This window comes from Bradyrhizobium sp. USDA 4451, from assembly GCF_054822585.1.
This window is the reverse complement of the sequence record NZ_JBTRCH010000001.1, coordinates 2,528,238-2,555,141: the sequence shown is the minus strand read 5'-3', so window position 1 is coordinate 2,555,141 and position 26,904 is coordinate 2,528,238. Positions and strand designations below refer to the sequence as shown.

The window sequence follows — 26,904 nt, the reverse complement described above, 5'->3', positions numbered from 1 at the left end:
CTCAGGACACCGGCAACGGCGGATGCGGGATCGCCGTCAGCAATTCCCTTGTATAGGCATCCTGCGGATTGCCCAAGACGTGTTCGGACGTGCCCTGCTCGACGATGCGGCCGGCGCGCATCACGATGACGCGATCACACAGCAGGCGCACCACGTTGAGATCGTGCGACACGAACAGATAGCTCATGCCCATCGACTGCTTGAGGTCCTGCAGCAGATTGAGCACCACCGCCTGCACCGAGACGTCCAGCGCCGCGGTCGGCTCGTCGAGGATCACGAGCTTCGGGTGCAGCGCGATCGCGCGCGCGATGCCGACGCGGGCCTTCTGGCCGCCGGAGAGCTGATGCGGAAAGCGATCCAACAGATTGACCGGCAAGCCGACCAGCCGCGCCAGCTCCTCGCAGCGGTCACGCAGCGCGTCGCGCCCCTTGATGTCGCCGAGCTGCATGATCGGGTCCGCGATCGCGCGCGCCGCGGTGAAGCGCGGGTTGAGGCTGTCGGTCGGGTCCTGGAACACCATCTGGATCTGGCTGCGCTGCGGCAGCCGCGCGAAGGACTGCGGCAGGATGCCGCCGATGTCCTCGCCGTCGAACACGATGCGGCCGGAGGTCTGGTCGAGGAGGCGCATCACCATCATCGACGTCGTCGACTTGCCGCAGCCGGATTCGCCGACCAGGCCGACGCTCTCGCCATGGTCAACCTGGAAGCTGATGCCGTCGACGGCGCGGAAGATCTCCTCCTCGACCGGCGGCTTGCGGCCGAACAGTTTTGTCAGCACCGAGCCGGCGCCCTGACGGGGATATTCCTTGACGAGCTTTTCCACTGACAGGAGAGGCTCCCCACTCTTCGCAGGCGCGGTCGCAGCGGTAGTGGTGGCAGCTGTGGGCGTCGCCTCAGCGTCCTCCGGCAGCAAATCCCTCAGCGACACCCCAAGTCGCGGCGTCGCGCGCATCAGTTTCTTCGTGTAATCGTGCTGGGGCGCGGCGAAGATGTCGGCCGATTTCGCGGTCTCGACCACCCGGCCCTTCTCCATCACCACGACGCGGTCGCAATAGGCGGCGGCAAGGCCGAGGTCATGCGTGATCAGGATGGTCGACATCGCACGGCGCTTGGTCAGCTCGACGATCAGATCCATCACCGCCTTCTGGGTGGTGACGTCGAGGCCGGTGGTCGGCTCGTCGGCGATCAGAAGCTGCGGGTTGCAGGCCAGCGCCAGCGCGATGACGACGCGCTGGCACATGCCGCCGGACAATTCGAACGGATAGGCGTGATAGCGCTCGCGCGGTCGCGCGATCTTGACCTGCTCCAGCGCCTCGATCGCGGTCTCGCCGCGATCGGTGACAACAGCCTGCTGCACATGCTGGCGCAGCACGTCCTCGATCTGGTGACCGACCTTGCGGATCGGATTGAGGGCCGCGCGCGGATTCTGGAAGATCATCGAGACTTCGCGGCCGCGCAGATCGCGCATCTGGCTTTCGGTCGCGGCCTTGACGTCGATGCCGGAGAACATCACCGAGCCATCGGCGATGCGGCCGGCGCGGTCGAGAATCCGCATCACCGCGTATGAGGTCACCGATTTGCCGGAGCCGGACTCGCCGACGATGCCGACGGTCTCGCCCTTGGCCACCGAGATATTGACGTGCTGCACCGCCTTGACGATGCCGCGGCGGGTGGTGAATTCGACGGTGAGGTCCTGGACGTCGAGCAGCGGTTGGGAGGTCATCTTCGCCCCTCATGCGAGGCGTCATCCAAAAAGCCGCAAAACAACCCCATGCAAAGGCGTTGAGCGGTATCTTGACACCCTAACGAGACCGTCATCACGTCCTCCGCTGCGGGTCGACGATGTCGCGCAGGCCGTCGCCGAGCAGGTTGAAGCAGAACACCGCGATCATCAGCGCAAGGCCGGGGAAGAGCGCGATCCACCATTCGCCCGAGACCATGAAACCGGCGCCCTCGGCGACCATGATGCCCCATTCCGCGGTCGGCGGCCGGACGCCGAGGCCGATGAAGGACAGGCCCGCGGCGTTGAGGATCGCATATCCCATGGTCAGCGACATCTGCACGATCATGATCGGCATGATGTTCGGCAGGATGTGCCCGAGCAGGATGCGGTACTCGCCATTGCCGGAGAGCCGCGCGGCCTGCACGAAGCCGGCGTTGCGGCGGACGTTGGCTTCGGCGCGCGCAACGCGGGCATAGAGCGGAAAATTCACGATCGCCGTCGCGATGATGATGTTCTGCACGGTGTTGCCGAGCGCGGCGACGATGCCCATCGCCAGCACGAACAGCGGGAACGCCATGATGGTGTCGGCGATGCGGCCGACGATGCGATCGGTCCAGCCGCCGAAATAGCCGGCGGCGATGCCGGCGAGCCCGCCCATCAGGAACACCAGCACGACGGAGGCGACCGCAATGAAGGTGTCGAGCCGTGTCGCCACGATGACGCGGCTGAAGATGTCGCGACCGAGCTGATCGGTGCCGAACCAGTGCGCGGCCGACGGCGGCTTCAATGCGGCCGCAGTATCCGAGGCGAGCGGGTCGTACGGCACGACGTAAGGCCCGAACAGCGCCGCGAACAGGATCAGGATCAGCAGCGCGAAGGCAAAGCCGGTGACCTTGTTCTCGCCCAGCACGTAACGGGTCTGCTCCAGCACCGCGGCGAGGCCGGACGTGCGGGCGGGACCTGCGGGTTCGACGGTCGGCGCAACGGTGCTCATGCTCTACCCTTCCAGCCTGACGCGCGGATCGATCACGCCGTAGAGGATGTCGATCAGTAGATTGAGAGCCACGTACATGACCGCCATGGTCAGCACGAAACCCTGCACCGGCGCGAAGTCGGACGCGATCAGCGCCTCCACCGCGTAGGAGCCGATGCCGGGCCAGGCGAACACCTTCTCGACCAGCACGTTGGCCCCGAGCAGGAACGAGAACACCATGCTGAGCGTGGTGATCACAGGCAGCATCGCGTTGCGGAACGCGTAGGTGACGATCACCTTGCCGGGCGACAGGCCACTGGCGCGTGCGGTGCGGACGAAATCCGACGCCAGCACCGCCAGCATCGAGGCCCGCGTCATGCGCGCGATCGGCGCCAGCGAGAAAATCGCAAGCGTCACCGCCGGCAGGATCAGCTGGCTGAACGCAGAACGAAAAGCCTCGACGTCGCGCGCGAACAGCGTGTCGATCAGATAGAAGCCGGTGACGGTCGGCGGCGCGCTGTAGAACACGTCGAGCCGGCCGAGCGGCGCCGGCGCCCAGCCGAGCCGGAAATAGAACACATAGACCAGCACCAGCCCGGTGAAGAACACCGGCAGCGAGACGCCGGCCGTGGTGGTGACGCGGCAGAGATGATCGATCCAGGAGCCCGGCCGCGTCGCCGCCAGCACGCCGAGCGGGATCGCGATCACGATCGAGACGACGAGGCCGAGCAGCGTCAGCTCCGCCGACGCCGGCAGACGGTTGCGCAATTCGGCCGCGACCGGCTGCCCCGTGGTCAGCGACGTGCCGAGATCGCCATGGGCGAGATCGTTGCTGTAGCGGACGAACTGCTCGATCAGCGGCTTGTCGAAGCCGAGCTTCTTCCTGATCTGGTCGACCGCCTCCTTGGTCGCCGCAGGCCCGGCAAAATACGCCGCCGGATCACCCGGCAGCGCACGCGTCAGCAGGAACGTCACGATCACCACCCCGATCAGCGACGGGATCGCAAACAGCAGCCGCTTGCCGATCATGGTCAGCATGAGACGCTCTCCGCACGTGCGAATGGCGAATAGCGAATGGCGAATGGACGCCCGCGACTAACAGTCATTGCCATGCTCCCTATTCGCTACTCGCTACTCGCTACTCGCCACTCACCATTCGCCCGCCTCACCCCTTGGCCATCGCGCGGTAGTCGAGGCGACGGTGGAACCAGTACTCATAGCCCGAGATGTTCTTCTGCATCGCGACGTTGACGAAGGGCTGATAGAGCGGGATGCGGGGGATGTCGCTAAATGCGAGATCGACGAAGCCCTTGACGTCGGCGTCGTAGGCCGCGGTGTCGCCGTTGGCGGCCGCGATGCGCGCGCCGTCGATGAGCTTGTCCATCTCGGGCGACTTGTAGCTCATCGTGTTGAAGATGGAATTGTTGCCGTGATAGCACCAGTAGAAGAAGTACTCGGGGTAATCGAGCCAACCCGAGAACACGTTGGTGAACAGCGGCATTTCCTTCTTGGTCAGCTCGGTGCGCCAGTTGGCGCCGGGCACCTTGTTGATCGTGGTTTTGATGCCGAGTTGCGCCAGGCTCTCCTGCACCAGCACGCAGAGCGGCTCGTTGACGCCTGCGAAATTCAGGTCGAACGAGATCGTGGTCTCGAAGCCGTTGGCGTAGCCGGCTTCCGCGAGCAGCGCCTTGGCCTTCTCCATGTCGGTGACATACTTGGTCGGCTGCGGCCAGGCGACCTCGGTCGGTCTGTCCTTCGGAGCGCCGAACATCGGGTTGGCGAGACCGAACAGCACCGCGTCCATGATCTTCTGGTACGGCATCGCATAGGCCATCGCCTGCCGCACCTTCGGATTGTCGAACGGCGGCTTGGTGACGTTCATACCGATATACTGGATGCCGTTGGAGAACGGCAGCGAGACCACGTTGAGCTTGCCGTTGGCCTTCATCTCCTGGAAATCCTTGAACGGCAGCTCGTAGGAGATGTCGGCGTCGCCGCGCTCGAGCAGCGCACGGCGGTTGCCGGCCTGCGGCACCATGCGCCAGATCACGCGCCTGATCTTCGGCATCGGGCCACAGACCCACTCGTCATTGCGCTCCATGACGACTTCGGTACCGGCGGTCCATTTGGTCACCTTGTAGGCGCCGGAGCCTGCGGTCTGCTGCTTGGTGAATTCGAGACCCCAGGGATCCTTCTCGCTGGCGTTCTTCTTGACGAGCTCGGAGTTGACGACGCAGGGCACGATGACGGCGAGGTCGGGAATCGTCAGCTTGTCTTTCTTGAGGAAGTCGACCCGCACGGTGTGGTCGTCGACGACGACGAACTGCTCGGGCTTGGTCAGCGAGCCCGCGCTCATCTGGAAGGTCGGGAAGCCGCCGACGGAGACGGCGCGGTCGAGCGACCATTTGACGTCCTTCGCGGTCACCGGCGTGCCGTCGTGGAATTTGGCGTTCTTGCGCAGCTTGAAGGTGACCGACATGTCGCCGATGTTGAAATCCTCGGCGAGCTCGGGCTTGAACTTATCGCGGTCGTAATAGGGCACGCCGCCCGGGCCGCTCTTCATCTCGTGGCTGATCAGCCGGTCGTAGCAATTCCACGACACCTCATAGCCGGGCACGTTGGTGCCGACGCCATGGATATCGAGATTGTTGGGACCGCCTTCGGACACGATCAGCAGCGTCTCCGAGCGGGCGTCGGCTTTGGCCGGCGACCAGATCGCCGGCGCGGTCGGCGCCAGCGCCCCCGCAGCCAGTCCGGATACCGATTTGAGGAAATCGCGACGCTTCATGTGATGCTCCAACGCCCCTGGGACGGGCCTTGGAACTCGGTTCGCAAGGATTGTGCCAACCCTTAACGAAAGCTTATGAGACGCTAAACACCTGTAAGAAGGCAAGAAATCGAGGAAGGTATCTGATCTTGCGCCGTCGGTGATGCCCGTCATTGCATACAAAGGGCGGATCGCTGCTTAACAAATAAGCAACACATGAGACCTGCTCGTTTTCTGGCCGACAGTCGACTTCGCCATCCGGATGGCTAATCCGGCCAGATCAACTCCTGCAACTGCACGAAGTCATCGACCCGGTCCGGCCAGTCCGTAATGCAGATGTGCCGGAGCGGATCGCTGGCCGTGTGCAGCATCATCAACGCCATCAGCCGCCGCTTCAGCGTGAAATTCACCTCGCTGCGCGGGATGCCGAAGCCGTCGAACAGGCTTTGCACCCTTCGCGGATGCCCCGCGGCCATGAAGGCGCTGGGACCGAGCAGGTCGTACTCGCCCCATCCGGTCCGGACGTCGCCGAAGTCGAACAGGCCGGCGACATGCCAGCCGTCGGCCCGGCGCCCGAGCAGGAAATTTTCCGGAATGTACTCGCCGGTCAGGATCACCGGCGGCGCATTCATCGGGATCAGCTCAGTGGCGTCGCGCAGCAGATCGTCGAGCGAGGCGAGCAATTTCGCCGGCAGGCCGAGGCGCTGGTGGCGGGCCCGGCACTGCGCGATCTGGGTGCGCAGGAAGGTCTCCCAGGGCTGCCCGATTGTGAGCAGACTGCCGGGCGGCACGCGCTGCACGTCGGCGATCACCGCGCCGATCTCGGCCAGCACGCGCTCCCGCTCGGCGTCCGACAGCGCTGGCCAGACCTCCGATCCGACGGTGCCGGCGAGGCGCGTGATGACGAGATAGGGCCAGCCGTCGCGCTCGCCCTCCGCGACGAGGTCGGGAATCGGAATGCCGAGCCGGCCGCGCAGCTCCGCCAGCGCGCCGCGCTCGGAGACGAATTGCGGGCGCAGGAACGGCGGGAACAGTTTCAGGATCAGGTTGCCATCGAGCCCGACGACGAGATTGGTGCCGGTCGCAAACACATGCGGCGTGCCCCAGGACAGCCCGTGGCCGTCGGCGATCTCGCGCGCGACCGGCAGCCAGCGCGAGCTGTCGCCGCGCCAGGCGCGGTAGGTGTCGTAGGTGGTGATGGCGGGAAGGTGCATTTTCAGCCGTCATCCTGAGACGATGCAATCACGGCGCAATCTCTCCTCTCGTCGTCCCGGCGAAAGCCGGGAGGTGGATTCACACTCGAAGTGCAACACTTGAGAGAAGGCCTCGAGAGGGGTTTGGAAGTCAAGGCATTTGCGCGGGGTGTTGTTGTAGGCGTTGATCGACTGGCGGAGGCGGCGCGTCGGGAAGGTCGCGAGATCGGTTTTGCGTGGAATGAAGCGGCGCATCCGACCGATCGCATTCTCGATGCCGCCCTTCTGCCAGGGCGCGTGCGGATCGCAGAAGAAGGTCTCGATCGCGAGGCGGTGCAGCTCCAGGTGACAGGCGAACTCGGTCCCATTGTCGAAGGTAACGGTCTGGCACAGGCCTTCCGGCAAGGCAGCAAACAAGCGGACGAGATGACGGGCGATACCGCGCGCGAGCTTGCTGGCGATGCGGATGCCGAGCAGCAGGCGCGAGGTGCGCTCGTGCACGGTCAGGATCGCCTGACCGTATTTGGAGAACATCATCAGGTCGGCTTCCCAATGACCGGGGGCATTGCGATCGGCGGCCTCGATAGGCCGTTTGTCCAAGGAAACACGGCCTTCTATGAAGCTTGCGGGACTGCCGCCCTTCTTGCCGCGGTAGCCGCGTTTGCTCTTGCCGCGTGGCAGATAACGCCGCCAGCTGAAGTCCGAGGTGCGCCGGATCTGGGCGTATATGAAGCGGTAGATGGTCTCGTGGGAGATCACCTTGCGGCCGTGTTCGCGGGCCAGCCGGCCCGCGACCTGCTCGGGCGACCAGCCCCGACCAAGGCGCTCCAAGACCGCGCGGCGCAGGCCGGGCTCCCGTTCGAGGCGTACGCCCGTCCAGCGCCGCGCTCGCATCTGTTGCTGGGCATAGCTGGGTTTGTAGCCGACCTGGGCGCCAGAATTGCGGTTCAGCTCCCGAGAGATCGTTGATGGCGAGCGATCCAGAGCTGCCGCGATTTGCCGCACCGAGCTGCCATTGGCTGAAAGCCGGGCAATCTCGCATCGCTCGTCCAGGGATAGCTGCTCGTAACTCCGCCCCATCGCAACACCTCCTCAAGGAAGTGTTGCACTTCGTTTGTGAACTCAGGGGACCCATAACCACAGGGTTGAGTTGTTGAAAAAGTTGTGGCCCCAGCGCCGCGCAACAATGGCCTTCGGTGGTTATGGGTCCCGGCCTTCGCCGGGACGACATCGAGTATGTTGCGCCATCGCGTGTCATATATTTTGACAGTCTATCGGAGAAGCGGCTGAGCGCCTGGACGCGCCCATCACCTATCCGGATTGGCGCGCTCGAACTGGCGCAGCAGGCGGTTGCCGCGTTCGACGGCGTTGTCCATCGCGGCCTGCGCCGAGCGCTTGCCTGAAAACACCTGCTCGAGCTCCTCCTCGATCACGTCGCGGATCAGCACGAACGAGCCGAGGCGGATACCCCTGGAATTGGAATTGTCGGTCGGCGGCTTCAGCGTGACCTCCTCGATCGAGATCGAGGCGCCGGGATTGCGATCGTAAAAACCCTGCGCGCGGGTGAGATCGAACGCGGCGCGGGTGATCGGCAGATAGCCCGTGTTCTGGTGCCAGGCCGCCTGCACCTCGGGCCGCGACAGATAGGCGAAGAACTTCGCCACCCCGGCATATTCGGCGCGCGGCCGGTCGCGCAGCACCCACAGCGTGGCGCCGCCGATGATCGAGTTCTGCGGCGCGCCCTGCACGTCCGGATCGTACGGCATCATGCCGTAGCCAACCTCGAATTTGGAATTGGCCTTGATGTCGGCGCGGGTGCCTGACGAGCCGATGAAGATGCCGCACTCGCCCTTCTGGAAGCGCGGCTCGGCCGCCTGCCCGCGGCCGCTATAGTCGAAGGTCTTGTCGGCCTGCCACTGCGCGAGCTGCGCGATGTGGCGCACGACGATCGGATTGTTGAAGATCAGCTGCGCATCGAGCCCGGAAAAGCCGTTGGCCCTGGTCGCGACCGGCAGATTGTGGAACGCGGAAAAATTCTCGACATTGATCCAGGACGGCCACGACGTGGTGACGCCGCACATCGCACCGGCCGCGCGCAGCCGTTTTGCCGCGATGCCGAGCTCCGGCCAGGTCTTCGGCGGCTGGTCCGGATCGAGCCCCGCCGAACGGAACATATCCTTGTTGTAGTAGAGGATCGGCGTCGAGGCATTGAACGGGAACGACAGCATGTTGCCGTCGACATCGGCATAGTAGCCGGCCACCGCGGGCAGATAGGCCTGTGGTGAAAACGCCTCCGACTGGTCGCGCATCAATTCGAACACCGGATAGATCGCGCCGCGCGCCGCCATCATGGTTGCGGTGGCAATCTCGTTGACCTGGACGATCGCCGGCTGGCTGCGCGAGCGGAAGGCGAAGATCGCCGCGGTGACGGTCTCGGTGTAGTTGCCCTTGTAGGCGGGCACGATCCGGTAGTCGGATTGCGAGGCGTTGAAGTCGGCAGCGAGCTTCTCGAGCTGCTTGCCGAGCTCGCCCGACATCGCGTGCCACCACATGATCTCGGTCGCCGCGCGCGCCGGCGAGATCAGCAGACAGGCTGCGACGACGAGATGCAGGAGCTTGCAGGCGAACTTCAAGGTGAACGTCACGACGAGCTGTTCCCGGGTGCCAACACGCCGTCATACGGCGCCACAACCGCAGATTCAATCGACACCGCAGGTTGCAGGCGGGATTTAACGTTTTGGCCGATGGGCGAACCAGCGCCGTTCTGTTAAAAAGCGTTGAACCTTTTGCTCCCGCCCTGGACATACATCACAAGGGGAATTGTAGCCTGTGTACCGCCGCGCCGGCCTTTCGCGGATCGTCACGCTTGCCGTCGCGCTGTGGTGCACAGCGGTCTCGGCGAGCGTTTTCGCGCGCGAATTCCGCACCGCCGATACCCAGAATGAGGACTATCCGACCGTCCAGGCGCTGAATTACATGGACCGCCTGATCACCGAGCGCACGGGAGGTAAACACCGCATCGTGGTGTTCCATTCCCGCCAGCTCGGCGAGGAAAAGGAGACGCTGGAGCAGACCCGGGCCGGCGCGATCGATCTGAACCGGACCAATGTCGCGCTGATCGGAACCATGGTGCCGCAGGTCAACGTGCTGGCGATGCCGTTCCTGTTTCGATCGCAGGAGCACCTGCAACATGTGCTGGACGGACCGATCGGCAGCGAGATCCTGAACAGTTTCGAGGCCCACGGCTTTGTCGGACTGGCGTTCTACGATTCCGGTGCCCGCTCGATCTATAACAGCGTGCGCCCGGTGCGCTCGCTCGACGACCTCAGGGGGCTGCGGCTGCGCGTGCAGCAATCGGCGCAGATGTCGGACACGATCCGCGCGCTCGGCGCCGAGCCGATCGAGATGGCCTACGGCCAGGTGCTGACCGGGCTGGCCAACCGGCTGATTGACGGCGCGGAGAATAACTGGCCGTCTTTCGTCACCACCGGTCACTACAAATACGCCGGCTACTACACCTTGACCCAACATACCGTGAGCCCCGAAGTGCTGGTGATGTCGCAAAAGGCCTGGGCCAGCCTCACGGCGGATGAGCAGAAAATCTTCCGCGAGGCCGCGCAGCGCTCCAGCCTCTACATGCGCGAGAAGTGGCGGGAGCTGGAGGACCGCTCGCGCAGGCAGGCGGAGCAGGCCGGCGTCAAGGTCGTGACCGACTTCGACCGCAAGCCGTTCGAAGCGGCGATGGCCGGCGTCTATGCCAAGGCGGAAAGCGATCCGGCGATGGCAGCGCTGATCGAACGCATCCGCAACATGGAGTAACCGGATCTTGGCCGCACCAGAGCAGGACGGGACGATGCGACGGCCGGCGGCCTTCGGGCCGCAGGGCCGCTTCCGCATCGTCCAGTTGCTGCGTGCGGTGCCAATCCGCTGGCGCATCCTCTCGATCGCGCTGCTCAACTCCGCGGTCGTGATCGTGCTGGCGGTGCTGATCTGGAACGGCTCCAAGGTGCTCGGCTCGGCCTGGGAGGACGTCCGCCAGGTGCGGGAATCCGACAAGATCCTGGCCAAGCTGGAAAGCGAGACCAGCCGGTTGCAGAACCTGATCCATCGCTACATCAACCAGCCGAGCCCGGACCTGTTCGCGGAGATCCTGCTGCTGCGCGAGGCCGTGCTCGGCACGCTGACCAACCGGGCCTCGACCGACCCGATGCTGTCGGGCTCGGTCGAGCAACTGGAGCGCGTCACCAGCCGTTTCCTCGACGGCTTCGGCGAATTGCGCACCGTGCAGACCCAGATCGCCAAGACCTATGACGAGCAGGTGCTGACGCCGACCAAGGACATGGCGGGGCTGTATTCGATCATCGAGGGCGCCACCGGCCATCGCGACGCGCTGATCTGGCCCGCGCTCGGCAAATCGCGCGAGGCATTCACCTCGCTCTTGGTCGCCGCCAACGCCTACTACCTCTCGCTTGCCTCCTCGTCGGCCGAGGAAGCCCGCCGCAATATCGATACGATCGAGCGGACGATCCCCGTGATGACCGACCTGGCCGAGAACGATTTGCAGCGCATGGCGCTGGCGCGGCTCAAGGTCAAGACCGCCGAGCTGCGCGACGGGCTCGGCAAGCTCAGCGATCAGCTCACCAACCGCACCGAATTGTTGCGCAACTCGATCGACGCCAGCCAGGCCGATGCGATCGGCGCGATCGACGATCTCTCGGTGAAGATGCGCCAGCGCGAGCAGAAGGCGCAGGAGACCTTCGACCGGACGCTGGCGTCGATCTCGCGCCGGGTGCTGTCGATCGCCGTGATCTTCCTCGGCGTCATCATGTCCGCCGGCGTCATGATCGCACTCTCGATCCGGCTGCCGCTGGCGCAGATCATGGCGGCGATGCGCACCATCACCTCGGGCGATCTCGACCGGCCGGTGCTGGGCACCTCGGCCAAGGACGAGGTCGGCGCGATGGCGCGCGCGGTGGAAGTATTCCGCGAAAATGCGATCGCCAAGCGCAAGACCGAGGACGAGCTGCGCACCGCCAAGGAGAAGGCCGAGAGCGCGCTGCTCGAGCTCAACGCCGCGCAGCAGAACCTGATCGATGCCGAGCGCCTCGCCGCGCTCGGCGGCCTGGTTGCCGGCGTCGCCCACGAGGTCAACAACCCGATCGGCATCAGCCTGACCGTGGCCTCGAGCTTTGCCCGCCGCAGCGAGATGTTCGAGAGCGACCTGAAGACCGAGCCGCTGCGCCGCTCCAAGCTCGACGAATTCGTGCGCGCCTCGCGTGACGCATCGCAGCAACTGGTCTCCAATCTGCAGCGTGCCGGCGAGCTGATCCAGTCGTTCAAGCAGGTCGCGGTCGACCGCTCGCACGCCGAGCGCCGCCAGTTTGCCTTGAGTGAATCCACCGACCAGATCGTGGCGAGCCTTCGCCCGGTGCTGAAGAAGGCCGCGATCGCGCTGTCCGTCGACGTGCCCGAGGGGCTCCTGATCGACGGCTATCCCGGGGCCTATGGCCAGATCTTAACCAATCTTTTCCTGAACGCCGTCAATCATGCGTTTGCCGATGGCCGCTCCGGCAACATCACGATCTCGGCGCGCGGGCGCGGCGCTGATGATGTCGAGATCATCTTCGCGGACGACGGGGCTGGCATGACGCCGGACGTGCAGCGACAGGCGTTCGATCCGTTCTTCACGACGCGGCGCAACGAAGGTGGTACGGGCCTCGGCCTGCATATCGTCTATAACCTGGTCACCCAGCAGCTCGGCGGACGCATGATGCTGGAGTCAAGGGTAGGACAAGGCACAACTTTTCGCATTATCATGCCCAGGATCGCCAAGGGGGCTGCCAAGGGGGAGCCCACGATCACTGACGCAGCAGCCGACGGAACGAGTCAATGGCCGAACAGGACGATGTCCTCCAACTGATCGACGATACCGAGAGCCCCCCGGAGGACTCGTCGGCCCGGAAATGGAAGATCGCCGTCATCGACGACGACCATGCCGTCCATGAAGGCACCCGTTTCGCGCTCAGCGACTACAATCTGAACGGAGCGACGCTGGAGATCCTCTCGGCCTACTCCGCGGCCGAAGGCCGCACGCTGATGCGGGACAATCCCGACATCGCCGCCGTGCTGCTCGACGTCATCATGGAGACCGACGTCGCCGGCCTCGAGCTCGTCGAATACATCCGCAACGAGATCAGGAACGAGACCGTCCGCATCATCCTGCGCACCGGCCAGCCCGGCCAGGCGCCCGAGCGGCGCGTCATCGTGCAGTACGACATCAACGACTACAAGGCGAAGACCGAGCTGACCGCCGACAAGCTGTTCACCTCGCTGACCGCCGCGCTGCGCAGCTACCAGCAGCTCGAGCGCATGGTGCAGACCAGGCGCGGGCTCGAGATCATCATCGACGCCGCCTCGACGCTGTACGACTTCAAGTCGATGCAGCGGCTCGCCGAGGGCGTGCTGACCCAGCTCGCCTCGCTGCTCAATGTCGATTGCGCCGGCATCCTGGTGCTACGCGACGACGGCAACGCGGCCGCCTGCGATTTCTCGGTGCTGGCGTGCTCGGGCTGCTACAGCCGCTTCATCGGCACCACATCGTCGAAGGCACTCGATCCCGACCTCAGGCACATGGTGGAAGCCGCGTTCCAGGCCCGCAAGAACGAGTTCGCCGACCACCGCAGCGTGCTCTATTCGCGCACCGGCAGCGGCCGCGAGGTGGTGGTGCTGTTGCAGGCCGAGCGCCAGCTTTCCGACACCGACCGCGCGCTGGTCGAGATCTTCTCGAGCCGGCTGTCGATCGCGTTCGACAACGTGATCCTGTACCAGCAGCTGCAAGAGGCCAACGCCCAGCTCGAGGACCGCGTCACGCAGCGCACCCGCGCGCTGATGCAGGCCAACCGGCGGCTGTCGGCGCAGTGGCTGCGGCTGCAACGCGCCAACGGCTTCAAGAACGAGATCCTCGGCACCGTCGCCCACGATTTGAAGAACCCGCTCGGCGTGATCCTCGGCCGCACCGAGATGCTGACCGAGCTGATCGGCGCCGGCTCGCCGAAGGAGAACGTCACCGCGCAGGTCGAGCACATCCGCGACGCCACCAAGCGGCTGACCTCGATGGTCGACCACCTGATCTCGGATGCGATGGCCGATGCCTTCGACATCACCATCCGCCGCGAGCCGGTCGATGTCGCAGCCCTTGTCAACGAGGTCACCGAGGCCAATCTGCCCTCGGCCGTCAACAAGCAGCAGAGCATCTCGGTCTCGGGGCCGCAGCACTTCGTCACGATGTGCGACGCCGACCGTATCCGCGAGGCGATCGACAATCTGGTCAGCAACGCCATCAAATATTCGCCGATCGGGGGCAAGATCACGGTCTCGGTCAACCATGAGGGCGACGACACGGTGATCCGGATCGCCGACCAGGGCCCCGGCCTCAGCCCCGAGGACCTCAGCCGGCTGTTCGGCCGGTTCCAGCGGCTGTCGGCCAAGCCGACCGCGGGCGAGAGCTCGACCGGGCTCGGCCTCTCCATCGTCAAGCGCATCATCGACATGCATGGCGGCCATGTGACCGCACAGAGCCCGGGCCCCGGACAGGGGTCGACCTTTACGGTTACACTGCCGGCGACAGAGACATGAACCAGAACCCGCATATCTTCATTGTCGACGACGAGGCGCCGGCCCGCGAGATGGTCGGCGATTACCTCAAGATGCACGGCTTCGGCGTGACGCTGTGCGACGGCGGCAAGAGCCTGCGCAAGGAGATCGAGAGCAGCACGCCCGATCTCGTGGTGCTCGACCTCAACATGCCCGAGGAAGACGGGCTGTCGATCATCCGCGACCTCAAGAGCAAGATCAACGTCCCCGTCATCATGCTGACAGCTACCGCCAGCCCGATCGACCGGGTGGTCGGGCTCGAGCTCGGCGCCGACGACTACGTGGCAAAACCCTGCGAATTGCGCGAGCTGATGGCCCGCATCCGCTCGGTGCTGCGGCGGAGCGGGCCTGCGAAATCAGCCGCGCCGGAGCCGGCCGGCAGCAAGGCCGAAAAGGAGCAATTGGTGCGGTTCGGCACCAAATGGCTCGATCTCGAGGCCCAGGCGCTGCGCGACGACGAGGGCAACGAGCACCCGCTGACCGCTTCCGAATTCGGCCTGCTCAAGGTGTTCGCGGCCAACCCGAAGCGCGTGCTGTCGCGCGAGCGGCTCCTGGAACTCGCCAATGCACGCGACGCCGAAGCCTTCGACCGCGCCGTCGACCTGCGCATCATGCGGATCCGCCGCAAGATCGAGTTCGATCCGACCAAGCCGTCGGTGATCCGCACCATCCGCGGTGGCGGCTACCTGTTCTCGCCGACCGGGGATAAGGCGTAAGCCGTTCCGGCTGCCGTCCCCGTCATCCTGAGGAGCGCGCAGCGCGTCTCGAAGGATGCACGGCCCGGCTGGTGGCCGTCGATCCTTCGAGACGCCTGCTGCGCAGGCTCCTCAGGATGACGGGTCAAATTCATCGAATTCGCTGTGCGGCACACCCAGAATCCACACAGGTAAGGCTGTCAATCCGCGCAAAAATCCCTAAGTTTCGGCCATGCCGAAAACAGCCTCCAAAGACCCCGCCAAGCCCGCTGAAAAGCCAGCTCCGAAGACCGCCCCCAAGCCCGTTGCCGCCAAGCCCGCGGCGAAGGGTGACCACGTGTTCCTGGTCGATGGCTCGTCCTACATCTTCCGCGCCTACCACGCGCTGCCGCCGTTGAACCGCAAGTCCGACGGGCTGCAGGTCAACGCCGTGCTCGGCTTCTGCAACATGCTGTGGAAGCTGTTGCGCGACATGCCGGACGACAATCGGCCGACGCATCTGGCGATCGTGTTCGACAAGTCGGAGATCACGTTCCGCAACAAGCTCTATCCCGATTACAAGGCGCACCGGCCGCCGGCGCCCGACGATCTGATCCCGCAATTCGCGCTGATCCGCGAGGCGGTGCGCGCCTTCGACCTGCCCTGCCTCGAGCAGGTCGGCTTCGAGGCCGACGATCTGATCGCAACCTATGCGCGGCTGGCGACCGAGCGCGGCGCCACCACGACGATCGTATCGTCCGACAAGGACCTGATGCAGCTCGTCACCGACAAGGTCGTGATGTACGACACGATGAAGGATCGCCGCATCGGCCGCGACGAGGTGATCGAGAAATTCGGCGTGCCGCCGGAGAAGGTCGTCGAGGTGCAGGCGCTGGCCGGCGATTCCACCGACAACGTGCCGGGCGTGCCCGGCATCGGCGTCAAGACCGCCGCGCAGCTGATCATCGAATATGGCGATCTCGATCAGCTGCTGTTCCGCGCCACCGAGATCAAGCAGCCGAAGCGGCGCGAGGCGCTGCTGGAGAATGCCGAGAAGGCGCGGATCTCGCGCCAGCTGGTGCTGCTCGACGACAAGGTCGAGCTCGAGGTGCCGCTCGACGATCTCGCCGTGCACGATCCCGATGCGCGCAAGCTGATCGCCTTCCTCAAGGCGATGGAGTTCACCACCCTCACCCGCCGCGTCGCCGAGTATGCGCAGATCGATCCGGCCAATGTCGACGCCGATCCCGGCAACAAGAGCGGCGCCAGCGTGTTCTCGCCGCTGCCGCCGTCGGATGTGACGCCGGCACCGGGAGAAGCGCCAACATCGGCCGCAGCGCCGCCGCCGAAAGCCAAGCCGACCGGCGCGCGCGACGACAAGAACTCCAACCGCAAGGGCACGCCGGCCACGCTGGCGGAGGCCCGCGGCGAGGCGATCCGCAAGACCGGCTTCGATCGCAAGGCCTACCAGACGATCGGCGGTCTCGATCAGCTCAACGCCATCGTCGCGCGGACGCACGACACCGGTTATCTCGCGATCGAGGCGATGTCGGAATCGATCGACCCGATGCAGGCCGAGCTGTCAGGACTGGCCTTGGCCGTGGCGCCCAACGACGCCTGCTACATCCCGCTCGGCCACAAGGCGCCCGGCGGCGGCGCCGGCCTGTTCGATGCCGGCCTTGCGCCCGGCCAGATCAAGACCGCCGATGCGCTGAAGGCGCTGAAGCCGCTGCTGGAATCGACCGGCATCCAGAAGGTCGGCTTCAACGTCAAGTTCACCTCGGTGATGTTGGCGCAGCACGGCGTCACGCTGCGCAACATCGACGATGCGCAGCTGATGTCCTACGCGCTCGATGCCGGCCGCGGCTCGCATGCGCTGGAGGCGCTCGCCGAGCGCTGGTTCGGCCATGCCGTCGTCAATTACGGCGGCCTGGTCGGCAGCGGCAAGGGCAAGCTGACCTTCGACCAGGTCACCATCGACAAGGCGACCGAGTATGCCGCCGAGAGCGCCGACGTGATCCTGCGGCTGTGGCGCGTGCTGAAGCCGCGCCTGATCGCCGAGCGGATGACGACGGTGTACGAGACGCTGGAGCGGCCGCTGGTGTCGGTGCTGGCGCGGATGGAGCGCCGCGGCATCTCGATCGACCGCCAGGTGCTGTCACGTCTCTCGGGCGATTTCGCCCAGACCGCGGCGCGCGTCGAGGCCGAGATCCAAGAGATCGCCGGCGAGCCGGTCAATGTCGGCAGCCCGAAGCAGATCGGCGACATCATCTTCGGCAAGATGGGATTGCCCGGCGGCACCAAGACCAAGACCGGCGCGTGGTCGACCACCGCACAGGTGCTCGACGAGCTCGCCGAGCAGGGCCACGAATTCCCGAAGAAGATCCTGGAGTGGCGCCAGGTCTCGAAGCTGAAATCGACCTACACCGACGCGCTGCCGACCTACGTCAACCCGCAGACCCATCGCGTCCACACGACCTACGCGCTGGCCGCGACCACGACCGGCCGGCTGTCGTCGAACGAGCCGAACTTGCAGAACATCCCGGTTCGGACCGAGGACGGCCGCAAGATCCGCCGCGCCTTCATCGCGACGCCGGGCCACAAGCTGGTGTCGGCCGACTATTCCCAGATCGAACTGCGGCTGCTGGCGGAGATCGCCGACGTTCCGGTGCTGCGCCAGGCGTTCCGCGACGGGCTCGACATTCACGCGATGACCGCCTCGGAGATGTTCGGCGTGCCGATCAAGGACATGCCGAGCGAGGTGCGGCGCCGCGCCAAGGCGATCAATTTCGGCATCATCTACGGCATCTCGGCGTTCGGCCTCGCCAACCAGCTCGGCATCGCCCGCGAGGAAGCCTCGGCCTACATCAAGAAGTACTTCGAGCGCTTCCCCGGCATCCGCGCCTATATGGACGAGACCAAGGACTCCTGCCGCCGCAACGGCTATGTGACGACGCTGTTCGGCCGCAAAATGTACTATCCGGATATCAAGGCCTCCAACGCCTCGGTGCGCGCCTTCAACGAACGCGCCGCGATCAACGCGCGGCTACAAGGCACCGCCGCCGACATCATCCGCCGCGCCATGATCAGGGTCGAGGACGCGCTCGCTGAGAAGCAACTCACCGCGCAGATGCTGCTGCAAGTGCATGACGAGCTGATCTTCGAGGTGCCCGACAACGAGGTCGCGGCGACGCTGCCGGTCGTGCAGAAGGTGATGCAGGACGCACCGTTCCCGGCGGTGATCCTGTCGCTGCCGCTGCAGGTCGACGCCCGCGCCGCCAACAATTGGGACGAGGCGCATTAGCGCCAGCCTCTCTCGTCATTCCCCGGTGTGCAATTGCGCACCGGGGAATGACGATGAGAGAGACCGGGCCGAGGCGCAACCCACATTGCTCCGAGTACAATTCCAGCATGGCCGCGCCTTGGATCACACGCTAGAACTGCGTGCATCCCCTCGCGAGACCCATGATGCCCCACACATCCGCCCTGCTCGGCTTTGCACTGGTCTGCCTCGGCATGGTGCTGACGCCGGGACCGAACATGATGTACCTGATCTCGCGTTCGATCACGCAGGGGCCGGCGGCCGGCATCGTCTCGCTCGGCGGCGTCGCGCTCGGCTTCGTGTTCTACATGCTGTGCGCGGCGTTCGGCATCACTGCACTGCTGTTTGCGATCCCCTATGCCTATGACGCGCTGCGCTTCGCCGGTGCCGGCTATCTGCTGTGGCTGGCTTGGCAGGCGCTCAAGCCCGGCGGCCGCTCGCCGTTCCAGGTCAAGGCGCTGAAGATCGACGGCCCGCGCAAATTGTTCGCGATGGGCTTCCTCACCAATCTGCTGAACCCGAAGATCGCGATGCTTTATCTCGCGCTGCTGCCGCAGTTCATCGATCCCGTCGGCGGCAGCGTGCTGTCGCAGTCGCTCGCGCTCGGCTCGATCCAGATCGTGATCAGCGTCAGCGTCAACGCGATGATCGCGCTCGCCGCCGGTTCGATCGCGGTGTTCCTCGGCACCCGCCCGACCTGGCTTCTGGTGCAGCGCTGGCTGATGGGCACCGTGCTCGCAGGACTTGCGATGAAGATGGCGCTTGAGGCGAGGAAGGCCTAGCAAGTACCCTCTCCCCCTGTGGGAGAGGGTGGCGAAATCGAGCGAAGCGAGATGAAGCCGGGTGAGGGGTTTCTCTCCACGAGCGCGTCTGCGGAAACAACCCCTCATCCGGCGCTGCGCGCCACCTTCTCCCACAAGGGGAGAAGGGAAGAGTGCCTCCTCAATCCAGCTTCGCCTCCATGCCCCGCTTCGTCGCAGGCCGGGCCATCAGCGTTTCGTACCAGCGCTTGACGTTGGGGAAGTCGGCGAGATCGACCTTGTGCCGCGGGTGGCGCCAGGCCCAGCCGAGGATGGCGAAATCGGCGACCGAGAGATCGCCGGCGACGAAGTCGCGGCCATCGAGCCGGCGGTCCAGCACGCCGTAGAGCCGCCGCGTCTCGGCCATGTAGCGCTTCAGGCCGTAGGCGCGATCCTGCTCGTTTTCCAGCGCGATGAAATGATGCACCTGGCCCGGCATCGGGCCGAAACCGCCCATCTGCCACATCAGCCACTCATAGACCGGGATCCGCTCCGCCAACGGTTTCGGCAGGAACTTGCCGGTCTTCTCGCCGAGATAGAGCAGGATCGCGCCGGACTCGAAGATGCTGACCGGCTTGCCGCCAGGGCCATCGGGATCGACGATCGCCGGGATCTTGTTGTTCGGGCTGATCGCGAGGAAGGCGGGCGCCATCTGCTCGCCCTTGCCGATATTCACCGGGATCACCTTGTAGGGAAGGCCCATTTCCTCCAGCGCCACCGAGATCTTGCGGCCGTTGGGCGTGTTCCAGGTGTGCAGCTCGATGGTCATTTCCGCTTCCCGTGCAAACGTTTGGCGCTTGCTTTAGGGGGAAGCCGGGAGCCGCACAACCCGCGCTTTCCGCACACCGCTGCGCCGAAATGGCGGCACCCCCACTGTTGACGGCAGGATTTACCCGCTGGAATGTGCCTGCTGCCGCCGATAGATTGCCGGCCGCCTCAAAGCCCCCAAAGAACCCCCAGAGGGAAAAAGCCTTGTCCAAATCAGCCTCCCGCGCCCGCCTCGCCGAGATCATCCGCAAGCGCTCATTCGGCCGCGGCGAGATCACCTTGGCGTCGGGCCGCAAGAGCGATTTCTATTTCAACCTGAAGCCGACGATGCTCGATCCCGAGGGCGCAGCACTGCTTGCCGAGCTGACTTATGACGCCCTGAAGGACGACAAGCTCGATCTCGTCGGCGGGCTCGAGATGGGCGCGGTGCCGCTCGCCGGCGCCATCGCGCAGCTGTCCTGGCTGAAGGGCCACCCCATCGCGGCGTTCTTCGTGCGCAAGAAGCCGAAGGAGCACGGCGCGCGGCTCTCGGTCGAAGGGCTCGCCAAGGGCGAAACGCTGGTCGGCAAGCGCATCGTGATCGTCGAGGACGTCACCACCACCGGCGGCTCGGCGCTGAAGGCGGCGGAAGCGGTGCGCGAGGCCGGCGGCGAGATCGCCCTGGTTTTCACCATGGTCGACCGCGAGGAAGGCGCCACCGAGACCTTCGCCGAAGCCGGCTTGCCGTTCCGCGCGCTGTACAAGGCCGGCGAGTTCCTGAAGGACTGAGCTCTTTCGCGGCCGTCGCGGCCAGTTGCATAGGCCGCGCCCGTTTCTTGTGACGCCGTCACGCGCAATCAATCGCTCGTTTACCATCCCACCCTATGGTGAATCCGCCGGGGCTGCGCGTCGCCGCCCACGGCGCGTCGGGTGGAGTTGGCGTTGCGTACAGAGTTGAGTGATCGGCGCATGCGGCGCCGCGTGATGCTGGCCGTCGTGGCCTTTGCGGGTTCCATCCTGATCGTGCCCGCGCCCGTCTCGGCCGAAGGGCTATTCGACTTCTTCTTCGGCGGTGCCCAGAAGCAGCAGGGCCGGCAGGCCCCGCCGCAGGCCAATTTCTTCGCCGATCCGTTCGGCCTCAACCAGCAGCCGGAACGGCAGACATCCGCGGCCTCGGCGCCACGCGTGGCCGGTTCCGGACCGGCCTATTGCGTGCGAACCTGCGACGGCAAGTATTTCCCGCTGACGATGCGCGGCAACGCCACGCCGGCGCAGCTCTGCCAGGCGTTCTGTCCGGCAAGCGCCACCAAGGTCTATTACGGCAGCCATATCGACAGCTCCGCCTCGAGCACCGGCGAGCGCTACGCCGACAGCGAGAACGCCTTCGCCTATCGCAAGGCGCTGCGCGCCGACTGCACCTGCAACGGCCGCGATCCGGCAGGGCTCGCGCCGGTCGACCTCACGCTCGATGCCTCGCTGAAGGCCGGCGACGTGATCGCGACCACCGACGGCCTGGTCGCCTATACCGGCGTCCGGGTCGGTAACGAGCAGGCGTTCGACTTCACCCCGGTCGCCTCCTATCCCGGATTGACCGCAGCGGTCCGCGCCCGGCTCGGCGAAATGAAGGTCGCTCCCGTCAGCGCCGAGATCGCGAGCGAGGCGCCGCTGGCGGAGACAGCGCCGTCGGCACCATCCTCGGTGGTGCCGAAGGGCAATGCCGCAAAGCCCGCCAAGCGGGCCGAGGCGAACTGACGGCGGACGCCGTCATTCCGGGATGGTGCGTAAGCACCAGACCCGGAATCTCGAGATTCCGGGTTCGATGCTTCGCATCGCCCCGGAATGACAGCACAACAACAAATCAGCGCGCCACGATCACGCCGATCACATTCGGCGCGGCCAGGTATTTCTCCTCGATCGCGGCCCGCGCGGCGGCGCGGTTCTCCGGATTGAGGATGCCGCGCTTCTCGGCCAGGATCATCCAGCAATAGCCCCACCAGTCGGTCAGCATGCCCTGATCGTCGACGAGGTCGTAGCCCTGCTCGGCGGCGAAGATCCGCGCATGCGCTTCGTCGAGCGCGTCGAGCCAGGCGTGATCCTCGAGCGAGAACAGCTCGTCGCTGAAATCATCCGTGGTGTAGCCCCAGATCGACATGCAGACCGCATTGAACTCGCGATCGAGCTGGTCGTCGTCGATCGGCTGGCGCCGCGACGCCTGATGCAGCCGCGACAGCGAGCGCGCGAAATCCGCGATGCGGGTGAGAGCGAATTGATCGAAGGCGATGGTGGACATGTAGTCCTCGCGGAAGCTGGTAGACCCTAGATATTGTATCGGCACAGCGCCGAATCATAATGATATATCAACGACTTGCTAAAGTGTTCTTAATTCGTTCTGATCATTTAAAAGTCACTATCCATCGACATCGTCCTGGCGAATGCCAGGACCCATTACCCCGACACGCCGTCATTATCGCGAGCCTTGGGCACGCATGAGCACCGGCAGCTACTACGTCTACATCCTCGCCAGTTGCCATCACGGAACGATCTACGTCGGCGTGACGAACGACGTTCGCCTGCGGCTCGAACTGCATCGGTCGGGCCGAGGCTCCAAGTTTGTCTACAAATACCAAGTCTTCCGGCTCGTTCACCTCGAGGAATTCGCTACGCCGCAGGAGGCGATCGCGCGCGAGAAGCAATTGAAGTTCTGGAAGCGCGATTGGAAGATCAAGCTGATTGAGGCTGAAAATCCGGATTGGAACGACCGATCCGACCTCATTTGACAGTCGGGGTAATGGGTCCCCTGAGTTCACAAACGAAGTGCAACACTTCCTTGAGGAGGTGTTGCGATGGGGCGGAGTTACGAGCAGCTATCCCTGGACGAGCGATGCGAGATTGCCCGGCTTTCAGCCAATGGCAGCTCGGTGCGGCAAATCGCGGCAGCTCTGGATCGCTCGCCATCAACGATCTCTCGGGAGCTGAACCGCAATTCTGGCGCCCAGGTCGGCTACAAACCCAGCTATGCCCAGCAACAGATGCGAGCGCGGCGCTGGACGGGCGTACGCCTCGAACGGGAGCCCGGCCTGCGCCGCGCGGTCTTGGAGCGCCTTGGTCGGGGCTGGTCGCCCGAGCAGGTCGCGGGCCGGCTGGCCCGCGAACACGGCCGCAAGGTGATCTCCCACGAGACCATCTACCGCTTCATATACGCCCAGATCCGGCGCACCTCGGACTTCAGCTGGCGGCGTTATCTGCCACGCGGCAAGAGCAAACGCGGCTACCGCGGCAAGAAGGGCGGCAGTCCCGCAAGCTTCATAGAAGGCCGTGTTTCCTTGAACAAACGGCCTATCGAGGCCGCCGATCGCAATGCCCCCGGTCATTGGGAAGCCGACCTGATGATGTTCTCCAAATACGGTCAGGCGATCCTGACCGTGCACGAGCGCACCTCGCGCCTGCTGCTCGGCATCCGCATCGCCAGCAAGCTCGCGCGCGGTATCGCCCGTCATCTCGTCCGCTTGTTTGCTGCCTTGCCGGAAGGCCTGTGCCAGACCGTTACCTTCGACAATGGGACCGAGTTCGCCTGTCACCTGGAGCTGCACCGCCTCGCGATCGAGACCTTCTTCTGCGATCCGCACGCGCCCTGGCAGAAGGGCGGCATCGAGAATGCGATCGGTCGGATGCGCCGCTTCATTCCACGCAAAACCGATCTCGCGACCTTCCCGACGCGCCGCCTCCGCCAGTCGATCAACGCCTACAACAACACCCCGCGCAAATGCCTTGACTTCCAAACCCCTCTCGAGGCCTTCTCTCAAGTGTTGCACTTCGAGTGTGAATCCACCTCCTGGCTTTCGCCAGGACGACGATGTGGTGCGAGCGTGCATTGTCGCCCCTTCACGCTGTGTGCAAAAGCAATTCGGGCCGCTGACTGACGCCAGCGGCCCGTTGAAAAATTGCTTCGGAATAAAATGCGTCGGAGCTAAAATATGTGCCCGCCCCACGAGCGACAGGTGTGGTTGTAAAGGACCTGTTAAGCCTTGGAAATCCGTATCACCACGGTGTTCCCGACCAGCGCATGAAGCCACGTTGCGCGGCGTTCAATTCGCGGCCGACAGCAGTCTGTCGCTGCGTTGAACCTGCCGCGGCGCAGGCTCCGCGCATCGCCGTGATGCACAGCACGCGCAACGCGGCGGCCGCGAACTCGATCAGCTCGTTCCTGCAACCATCGCAAAATCTCGGCAATCGCAGCCGACGATCGCGCTGCAAGTGGCAGGCCCGAATGCCTGAATTCGGCCCGGTCCTTGCATAAAATCGCGGCAGTTGCGGTGCGTAACGGCTCTCGACGGTTTCGGTTGCAGCGCATCGCGCGTATCATTGCGTAGAGTTTGAACGGCGGGGATTGGCGTTGCAGGAACAAACAAACTATCCGGCCCTGAATCAGCCGGTCGATGAGCTGGCGCTGACCGAGATCAAGGGCGCGATCCTGGCCAAGCTGCGGCTCGCAATCGGCAAGGACGCCACCGTTGCGACGCGACGCGACTGGTACAAGGCCGCGGCGCTGGCGCTGCGCGACCGTATCGTGCACCACTGGCTGACCGCCGAGAAGCAGAGCTACGACGCCGGCGCCAAGCGGGTCTATTATCTCTCGCTCGAATTCCTGATCGGGCGGCTGTTCACCGATGCGCTGAACAATATGGGATTGTTGCCGCTGTTCGAGGCCGCGCTCGGCGACCTCGGCGTCGATCTCTCCGACCTGCGCAAATGCGAGCCGGATGCGGCGCTCGGCAATGGCGGTCTCGGCCGGCTCGCGGCGTGCTTCATGGAGAGCATGGCGACGCTGGCGATCCCCGCGACCGGCTACGGCATCCGCTACGATTTCGGCCTGTTCCGCCAGATCATGAACCAGGGCTGGCAGCAGGAATATCCCGACGAGTGGCTGGCCTTCGGCAACCCCTGGGAATTCCAGCGGCCGGAGGTGGTCTACAACGTCCATTTCGGCGGCCATGTCGAGCATGTCGACGATCGCGGCCGCGACCGCGCCACCTGGCACCCGGCGGAAACCGTCGAGGCGATGGCCTACGACACGCCGATCGTCGGCTGGCGCGGCCAGCACGTCAACGCACTGCGGCTGTGGTCGGCGCATGCGCCCGATCCGCTCAAGCTCGACGTGTTCAACTCAGGCGACTACGTCTCGGCCAGCGCAGAGCAGGCGCGCGCGGAGGCGATCTGCAAATTCCTCTATCCGAACGACGAGAGCGCAGCGGGCCGCGAGCTGCGGCTGCGCCAGGAATATTTCTTCGTCTCGGCCTCGTTGCAGGATCTGGTGAAGCGGCACCTCGCCTCCGACGGCGGCCTGCGCAGTCTCGCGCAGAAGGCGGCGGTGCAGCTCAACGACACCCATCCGAGCCTTGCCGTCACCGAGCTGATGCGCATCCTGGTCGACCTGCACAATTTCCGCTGGGACGAGGCCTGGAAGATCACGGTCGCGACGCTGTCCTACACCAACCACACGCTGCTGCCGGAGGCGCTCGAGACCTGGCCGGTCGAGCTGTTCGAGCGGCTGTTGCCGCGGCATCTCGAGATCATCTACCGCATCAATGTCGCCCATCTCGCGCTCGCCGAGGAGCGCTTCCCCGGCGACATCGAATATCGCGCCTCGGTCTCACTGATCGACGAGCGCAGCGGCCGCCGGGTGCGGATGGGCCAGCTCGCCTTTGTCGGCTCGCACCGCATCAACGGCGTCTCCGCGATGCATTCCGATTTGATGAAGGAGACCGTGTTCCACGACCTGCATCATCTTTACCCGTCTCGCATCACCAACAAGACCAACGGCATCACCTTCCGCCGCTGGCTGATGCTGGCCAATCCGCGGCTGACCGCGCTGCTGCGCGAGACCTGCGGCGAGGCCGTGCTCGACGACTTCTCGCTGCTCGAGCGGCTGGAGACCCATTCCAGCGATCTCGAATTCCAGAAACAGTTCCGCGACGTCAAGCATCACAACAAGCTGGCGCTGGCGCGGCTGATCGGCGAGCGCAACAACATCAAGGTCGATCCGTCGGCGCTGTTCGACGTGCAGATCAAGCGCATCCACGAATACAAGCGGCAGCTGCTCAACATCCTGGAGACGATCGCGCTGTACCACGCGATGAAGGACAATCCGGGTGCGAACTGGGTGCCGCGGGTCAAGATCTTCGCCGGCAAGGCGGCGGCGAGCTACCGCTACGCCAAGCTGATCATCAAGCTGATCAACGACGTCGCCGAAATCGTCAACAACGACGCTTCGCTCGGCGGCAGGCTGAAGGTCGCCTTCCTCGCCGACTACAATGTCAGCCTCGCCGAGGTGATCATCCCCGCTGCCGATCTCTCCGAGCAGATCTCGACCGCCGGCATGGAAGCCTCCGGCACCGGCAACATGAAGCTGGCGCTGAACGGCGCGCTGACCATCGGCACGCTCGACGGCGCCAACATCGAGATCCGCGACGCGGTCGGGCCTGAGAACATCGCGATCTTCGGGCTGGAGGCCGGCGACGTGATGGTCCGCCGCAAGCAGGGGCTGGATGCCACTGACGTGATCCGCAAGTCGCCGCGGCTCGAGCGCGCGATCCGCGCCATCGAGAGCGGCGAGTTCTCGCCCGGCGATGCCGCGCGCTTCGCCTCGATCGGGCACGCGCTGCGCTATCTCGATCACTACATGGTCTCGGCCGATTTCGATTCCTACTACGACGCGCAGCGCGGCATCGACGCACGCTGGCAGGTGGTGCCGGCCTGGACCCGCGCCTCGATCCTCAACGTCGCGCGGATGGCGTGGTTCTCCTCCGACCGCACCATCCGCGAATATGCCGAGGACATCTGGCACGTGCCGGTGCATCCGAGCGCGCCGCCGCTGCTGGGCACCCAGCGCGAGGCGAAGGGCTGACGAAGGTAATTCCCGGGTCGCGGAAATCGATGACGTCCGACGTCATTGAACTGGGCGTGGTCGCTGGAGTACTGCTTGTCTAAACGCAAGCGTCATTGCGAGCGAAGCGACTTGTCCGCCGAAGCCTTGGCGAAGGCGGAAGCAATCC

General features: G+C 64.9%; 19 protein-coding genes and 1 pseudogene. 11 read left to right on the top strand and 9 right to left on the bottom strand.

The features are described from left to right. Position 1: 1 nt before the first annotated feature. The 7 genes from ACVMB0_RS11790 to ugpB all read right to left on the bottom strand — a co-directional run bounded on the left by ACVMB0_RS11790 (position 2) and on the right by ugpB (position 9,289). Positions 2-1,723, bottom strand: a complete 1,722-nt coding sequence (locus ACVMB0_RS11790; RefSeq protein ID WP_456750784.1) for a dipeptide ABC transporter ATP-binding protein — start codon at positions 1,721-1,723, stop codon at positions 2-4. A 94-nt stretch (positions 1,724-1,817) separates the two neighbouring features. Further along, positions 1,818-2,717 (bottom strand): ABC transporter permease, encoded by a 900-nt coding sequence (locus ACVMB0_RS11785; RefSeq protein ID WP_456750785.1) that lies wholly within the window; start codon positions 2,715-2,717, stop codon positions 1,818-1,820. Positions 2,718-2,720: 3 nt separating this feature from the next. Then, complete coding sequence (locus ACVMB0_RS11780; RefSeq protein WP_461346327.1) at positions 2,721-3,734, bottom strand: ABC transporter permease; 1,014 nt, start codon at positions 3,732-3,734, stop codon at positions 2,721-2,723. Between the two features lie 127 nt (positions 3,735-3,861). Continuing rightward, complete coding sequence (locus ACVMB0_RS11775) at positions 3,862-5,484, bottom strand: ABC transporter substrate-binding protein (RefSeq protein WP_461346326.1); 1,623 nt, start codon at positions 5,482-5,484, stop codon at positions 3,862-3,864. A gap of 245 nt (positions 5,485-5,729) precedes the next feature. Then, positions 5,730-6,677, bottom strand: coding sequence for an aminoglycoside phosphotransferase family protein (locus ACVMB0_RS11770; protein ID WP_461346325.1), 948 nt, complete (start codon positions 6,675-6,677; stop codon positions 5,730-5,732). Between the two features lie 9 nt (positions 6,678-6,686). Next, positions 6,687-7,736 carry an IS30 family transposase gene (locus ACVMB0_RS11765; protein WP_461346324.1) on the bottom strand — a complete coding sequence of 350 codons (1,050 nt, stop codon included), beginning with the start codon at positions 7,734-7,736 and terminating at the stop codon, positions 6,687-6,689. Positions 7,737-7,963: 227 nt separating this feature from the next. Further along, on the bottom strand, positions 7,964-9,289 hold the full coding sequence (ugpB, locus tag ACVMB0_RS11760) for a sn-glycerol-3-phosphate ABC transporter substrate-binding protein UgpB (RefSeq protein WP_461349639.1): 1,326 nt from the start codon (positions 9,287-9,289) through the stop codon (positions 7,964-7,966). Positions 9,290-9,485: 196 nt separating this feature from the next. On the opposite strand from ugpB, the gene ACVMB0_RS11755 reads away from it, so the two are divergent. The 6 genes from ACVMB0_RS11755 (at position 9,486) to ACVMB0_RS11730 (ending at position 19,087) form a co-directional block, all read left to right on the top strand. Further along, on the top strand, positions 9,486-10,475 hold the full coding sequence (locus ACVMB0_RS11755; RefSeq protein WP_461346323.1) for a TRAP transporter substrate-binding protein: 990 nt from the start codon (positions 9,486-9,488) through the stop codon (positions 10,473-10,475). A 34-nt stretch (positions 10,476-10,509) separates the two neighbouring features. Continuing rightward, the gene (locus tag ACVMB0_RS11750) at positions 10,510-12,576 is read left to right on the top strand and encodes a sensor histidine kinase (RefSeq protein WP_461346322.1); all 2,067 of its coding nucleotides are present in this window, start codon (positions 10,510-10,512) and stop codon (positions 12,574-12,576) included. Next, positions 12,546-14,291 (top strand): ATP-binding response regulator, encoded by a 1,746-nt coding sequence (locus tag ACVMB0_RS11745; RefSeq protein WP_456750791.1) that lies wholly within the window; start codon positions 12,546-12,548, stop codon positions 14,289-14,291. The genes ACVMB0_RS11750 and ACVMB0_RS11745 overlap by 31 nt, the downstream gene beginning before the upstream one ends. Then, positions 14,288-15,025: a response regulator gene (locus ACVMB0_RS11740; RefSeq protein ID WP_212021435.1), complete on the top strand. Its 738-nt coding sequence runs from the start codon at positions 14,288-14,290 to the stop codon at positions 15,023-15,025. Before ACVMB0_RS11745 ends, ACVMB0_RS11740 begins: the two co-directional genes overlap by 4 nt. A 211-nt stretch (positions 15,026-15,236) precedes the next feature. After that, entirely contained in the window at positions 15,237-18,287 is a 3,051-nt protein-coding gene (gene polA / locus ACVMB0_RS11735) for a DNA polymerase I (RefSeq protein WP_461346321.1), read from the top strand. A gap of 164 nt (positions 18,288-18,451) precedes the next feature. Then, on the top strand, positions 18,452-19,087 hold the full coding sequence (locus tag ACVMB0_RS11730; protein ID WP_461346320.1) for a LysE family translocator: 636 nt from the start codon (positions 18,452-18,454) through the stop codon (positions 19,085-19,087). A 160-nt stretch (positions 19,088-19,247) separates the two neighbouring features. Here the strand turns inward: ACVMB0_RS11730 and ACVMB0_RS11725 are convergent, their stop codons facing one another. Further along, complete coding sequence (locus tag ACVMB0_RS11725; RefSeq protein ID WP_106324250.1) at positions 19,248-19,874, bottom strand: glutathione S-transferase family protein; 627 nt, start codon at positions 19,872-19,874, stop codon at positions 19,248-19,250. A 203-nt stretch (positions 19,875-20,077) separates the two neighbouring features. On the opposite strand from ACVMB0_RS11725, the gene pyrE reads away from it, so the two are divergent. Both pyrE and ACVMB0_RS11715 read left to right on the top strand, forming a co-directional pair. After that, the gene (gene pyrE, locus ACVMB0_RS11720; protein WP_456750795.1) at positions 20,078-20,641 is read left to right on the top strand and encodes an orotate phosphoribosyltransferase; all 564 of its coding nucleotides are present in this window, start codon (positions 20,078-20,080) and stop codon (positions 20,639-20,641) included. Between the two features lie 180 nt (positions 20,642-20,821). Continuing rightward, entirely contained in the window at positions 20,822-21,604 is a 783-nt protein-coding gene (locus ACVMB0_RS11715) for a DUF2865 domain-containing protein (RefSeq protein WP_461346319.1), read from the top strand. A 106-nt stretch (positions 21,605-21,710) separates the two neighbouring features. On the opposite strand, the gene ACVMB0_RS11710 is transcribed toward ACVMB0_RS11715, so the two are convergent. Further along, on the bottom strand, positions 21,711-22,142 hold the full coding sequence (locus ACVMB0_RS11710; RefSeq protein WP_461346318.1) for a hypothetical protein: 432 nt from the start codon (positions 22,140-22,142) through the stop codon (positions 21,711-21,713). A gap of 196 nt (positions 22,143-22,338) precedes the next feature. Between ACVMB0_RS11710 and ACVMB0_RS11705 the strand changes: the two genes are divergently transcribed. From ACVMB0_RS11705 to ACVMB0_RS11695, 3 genes and pseudogenes are all read left to right on the top strand, one after another. Next, positions 22,339-22,629 carry a GIY-YIG nuclease family protein gene (locus ACVMB0_RS11705; protein ID WP_461346317.1) on the top strand — a complete coding sequence of 97 codons (291 nt, stop codon included), beginning with the start codon at positions 22,339-22,341 and terminating at the stop codon, positions 22,627-22,629. Between the two features lie 66 nt (positions 22,630-22,695). Further along, positions 22,696-23,682: pseudogene (locus ACVMB0_RS11700) on the top strand (IS30 family transposase); the annotation flags it as partial. 557 nt (positions 23,683-24,239) lie between these two features. After that, entirely contained in the window at positions 24,240-26,756 is a 2,517-nt protein-coding gene (locus ACVMB0_RS11695) for a glycogen/starch/alpha-glucan phosphorylase (RefSeq protein ID WP_461346316.1), read from the top strand. The last annotated feature ends 148 nt before the right edge of the window (positions 26,757-26,904 follow it).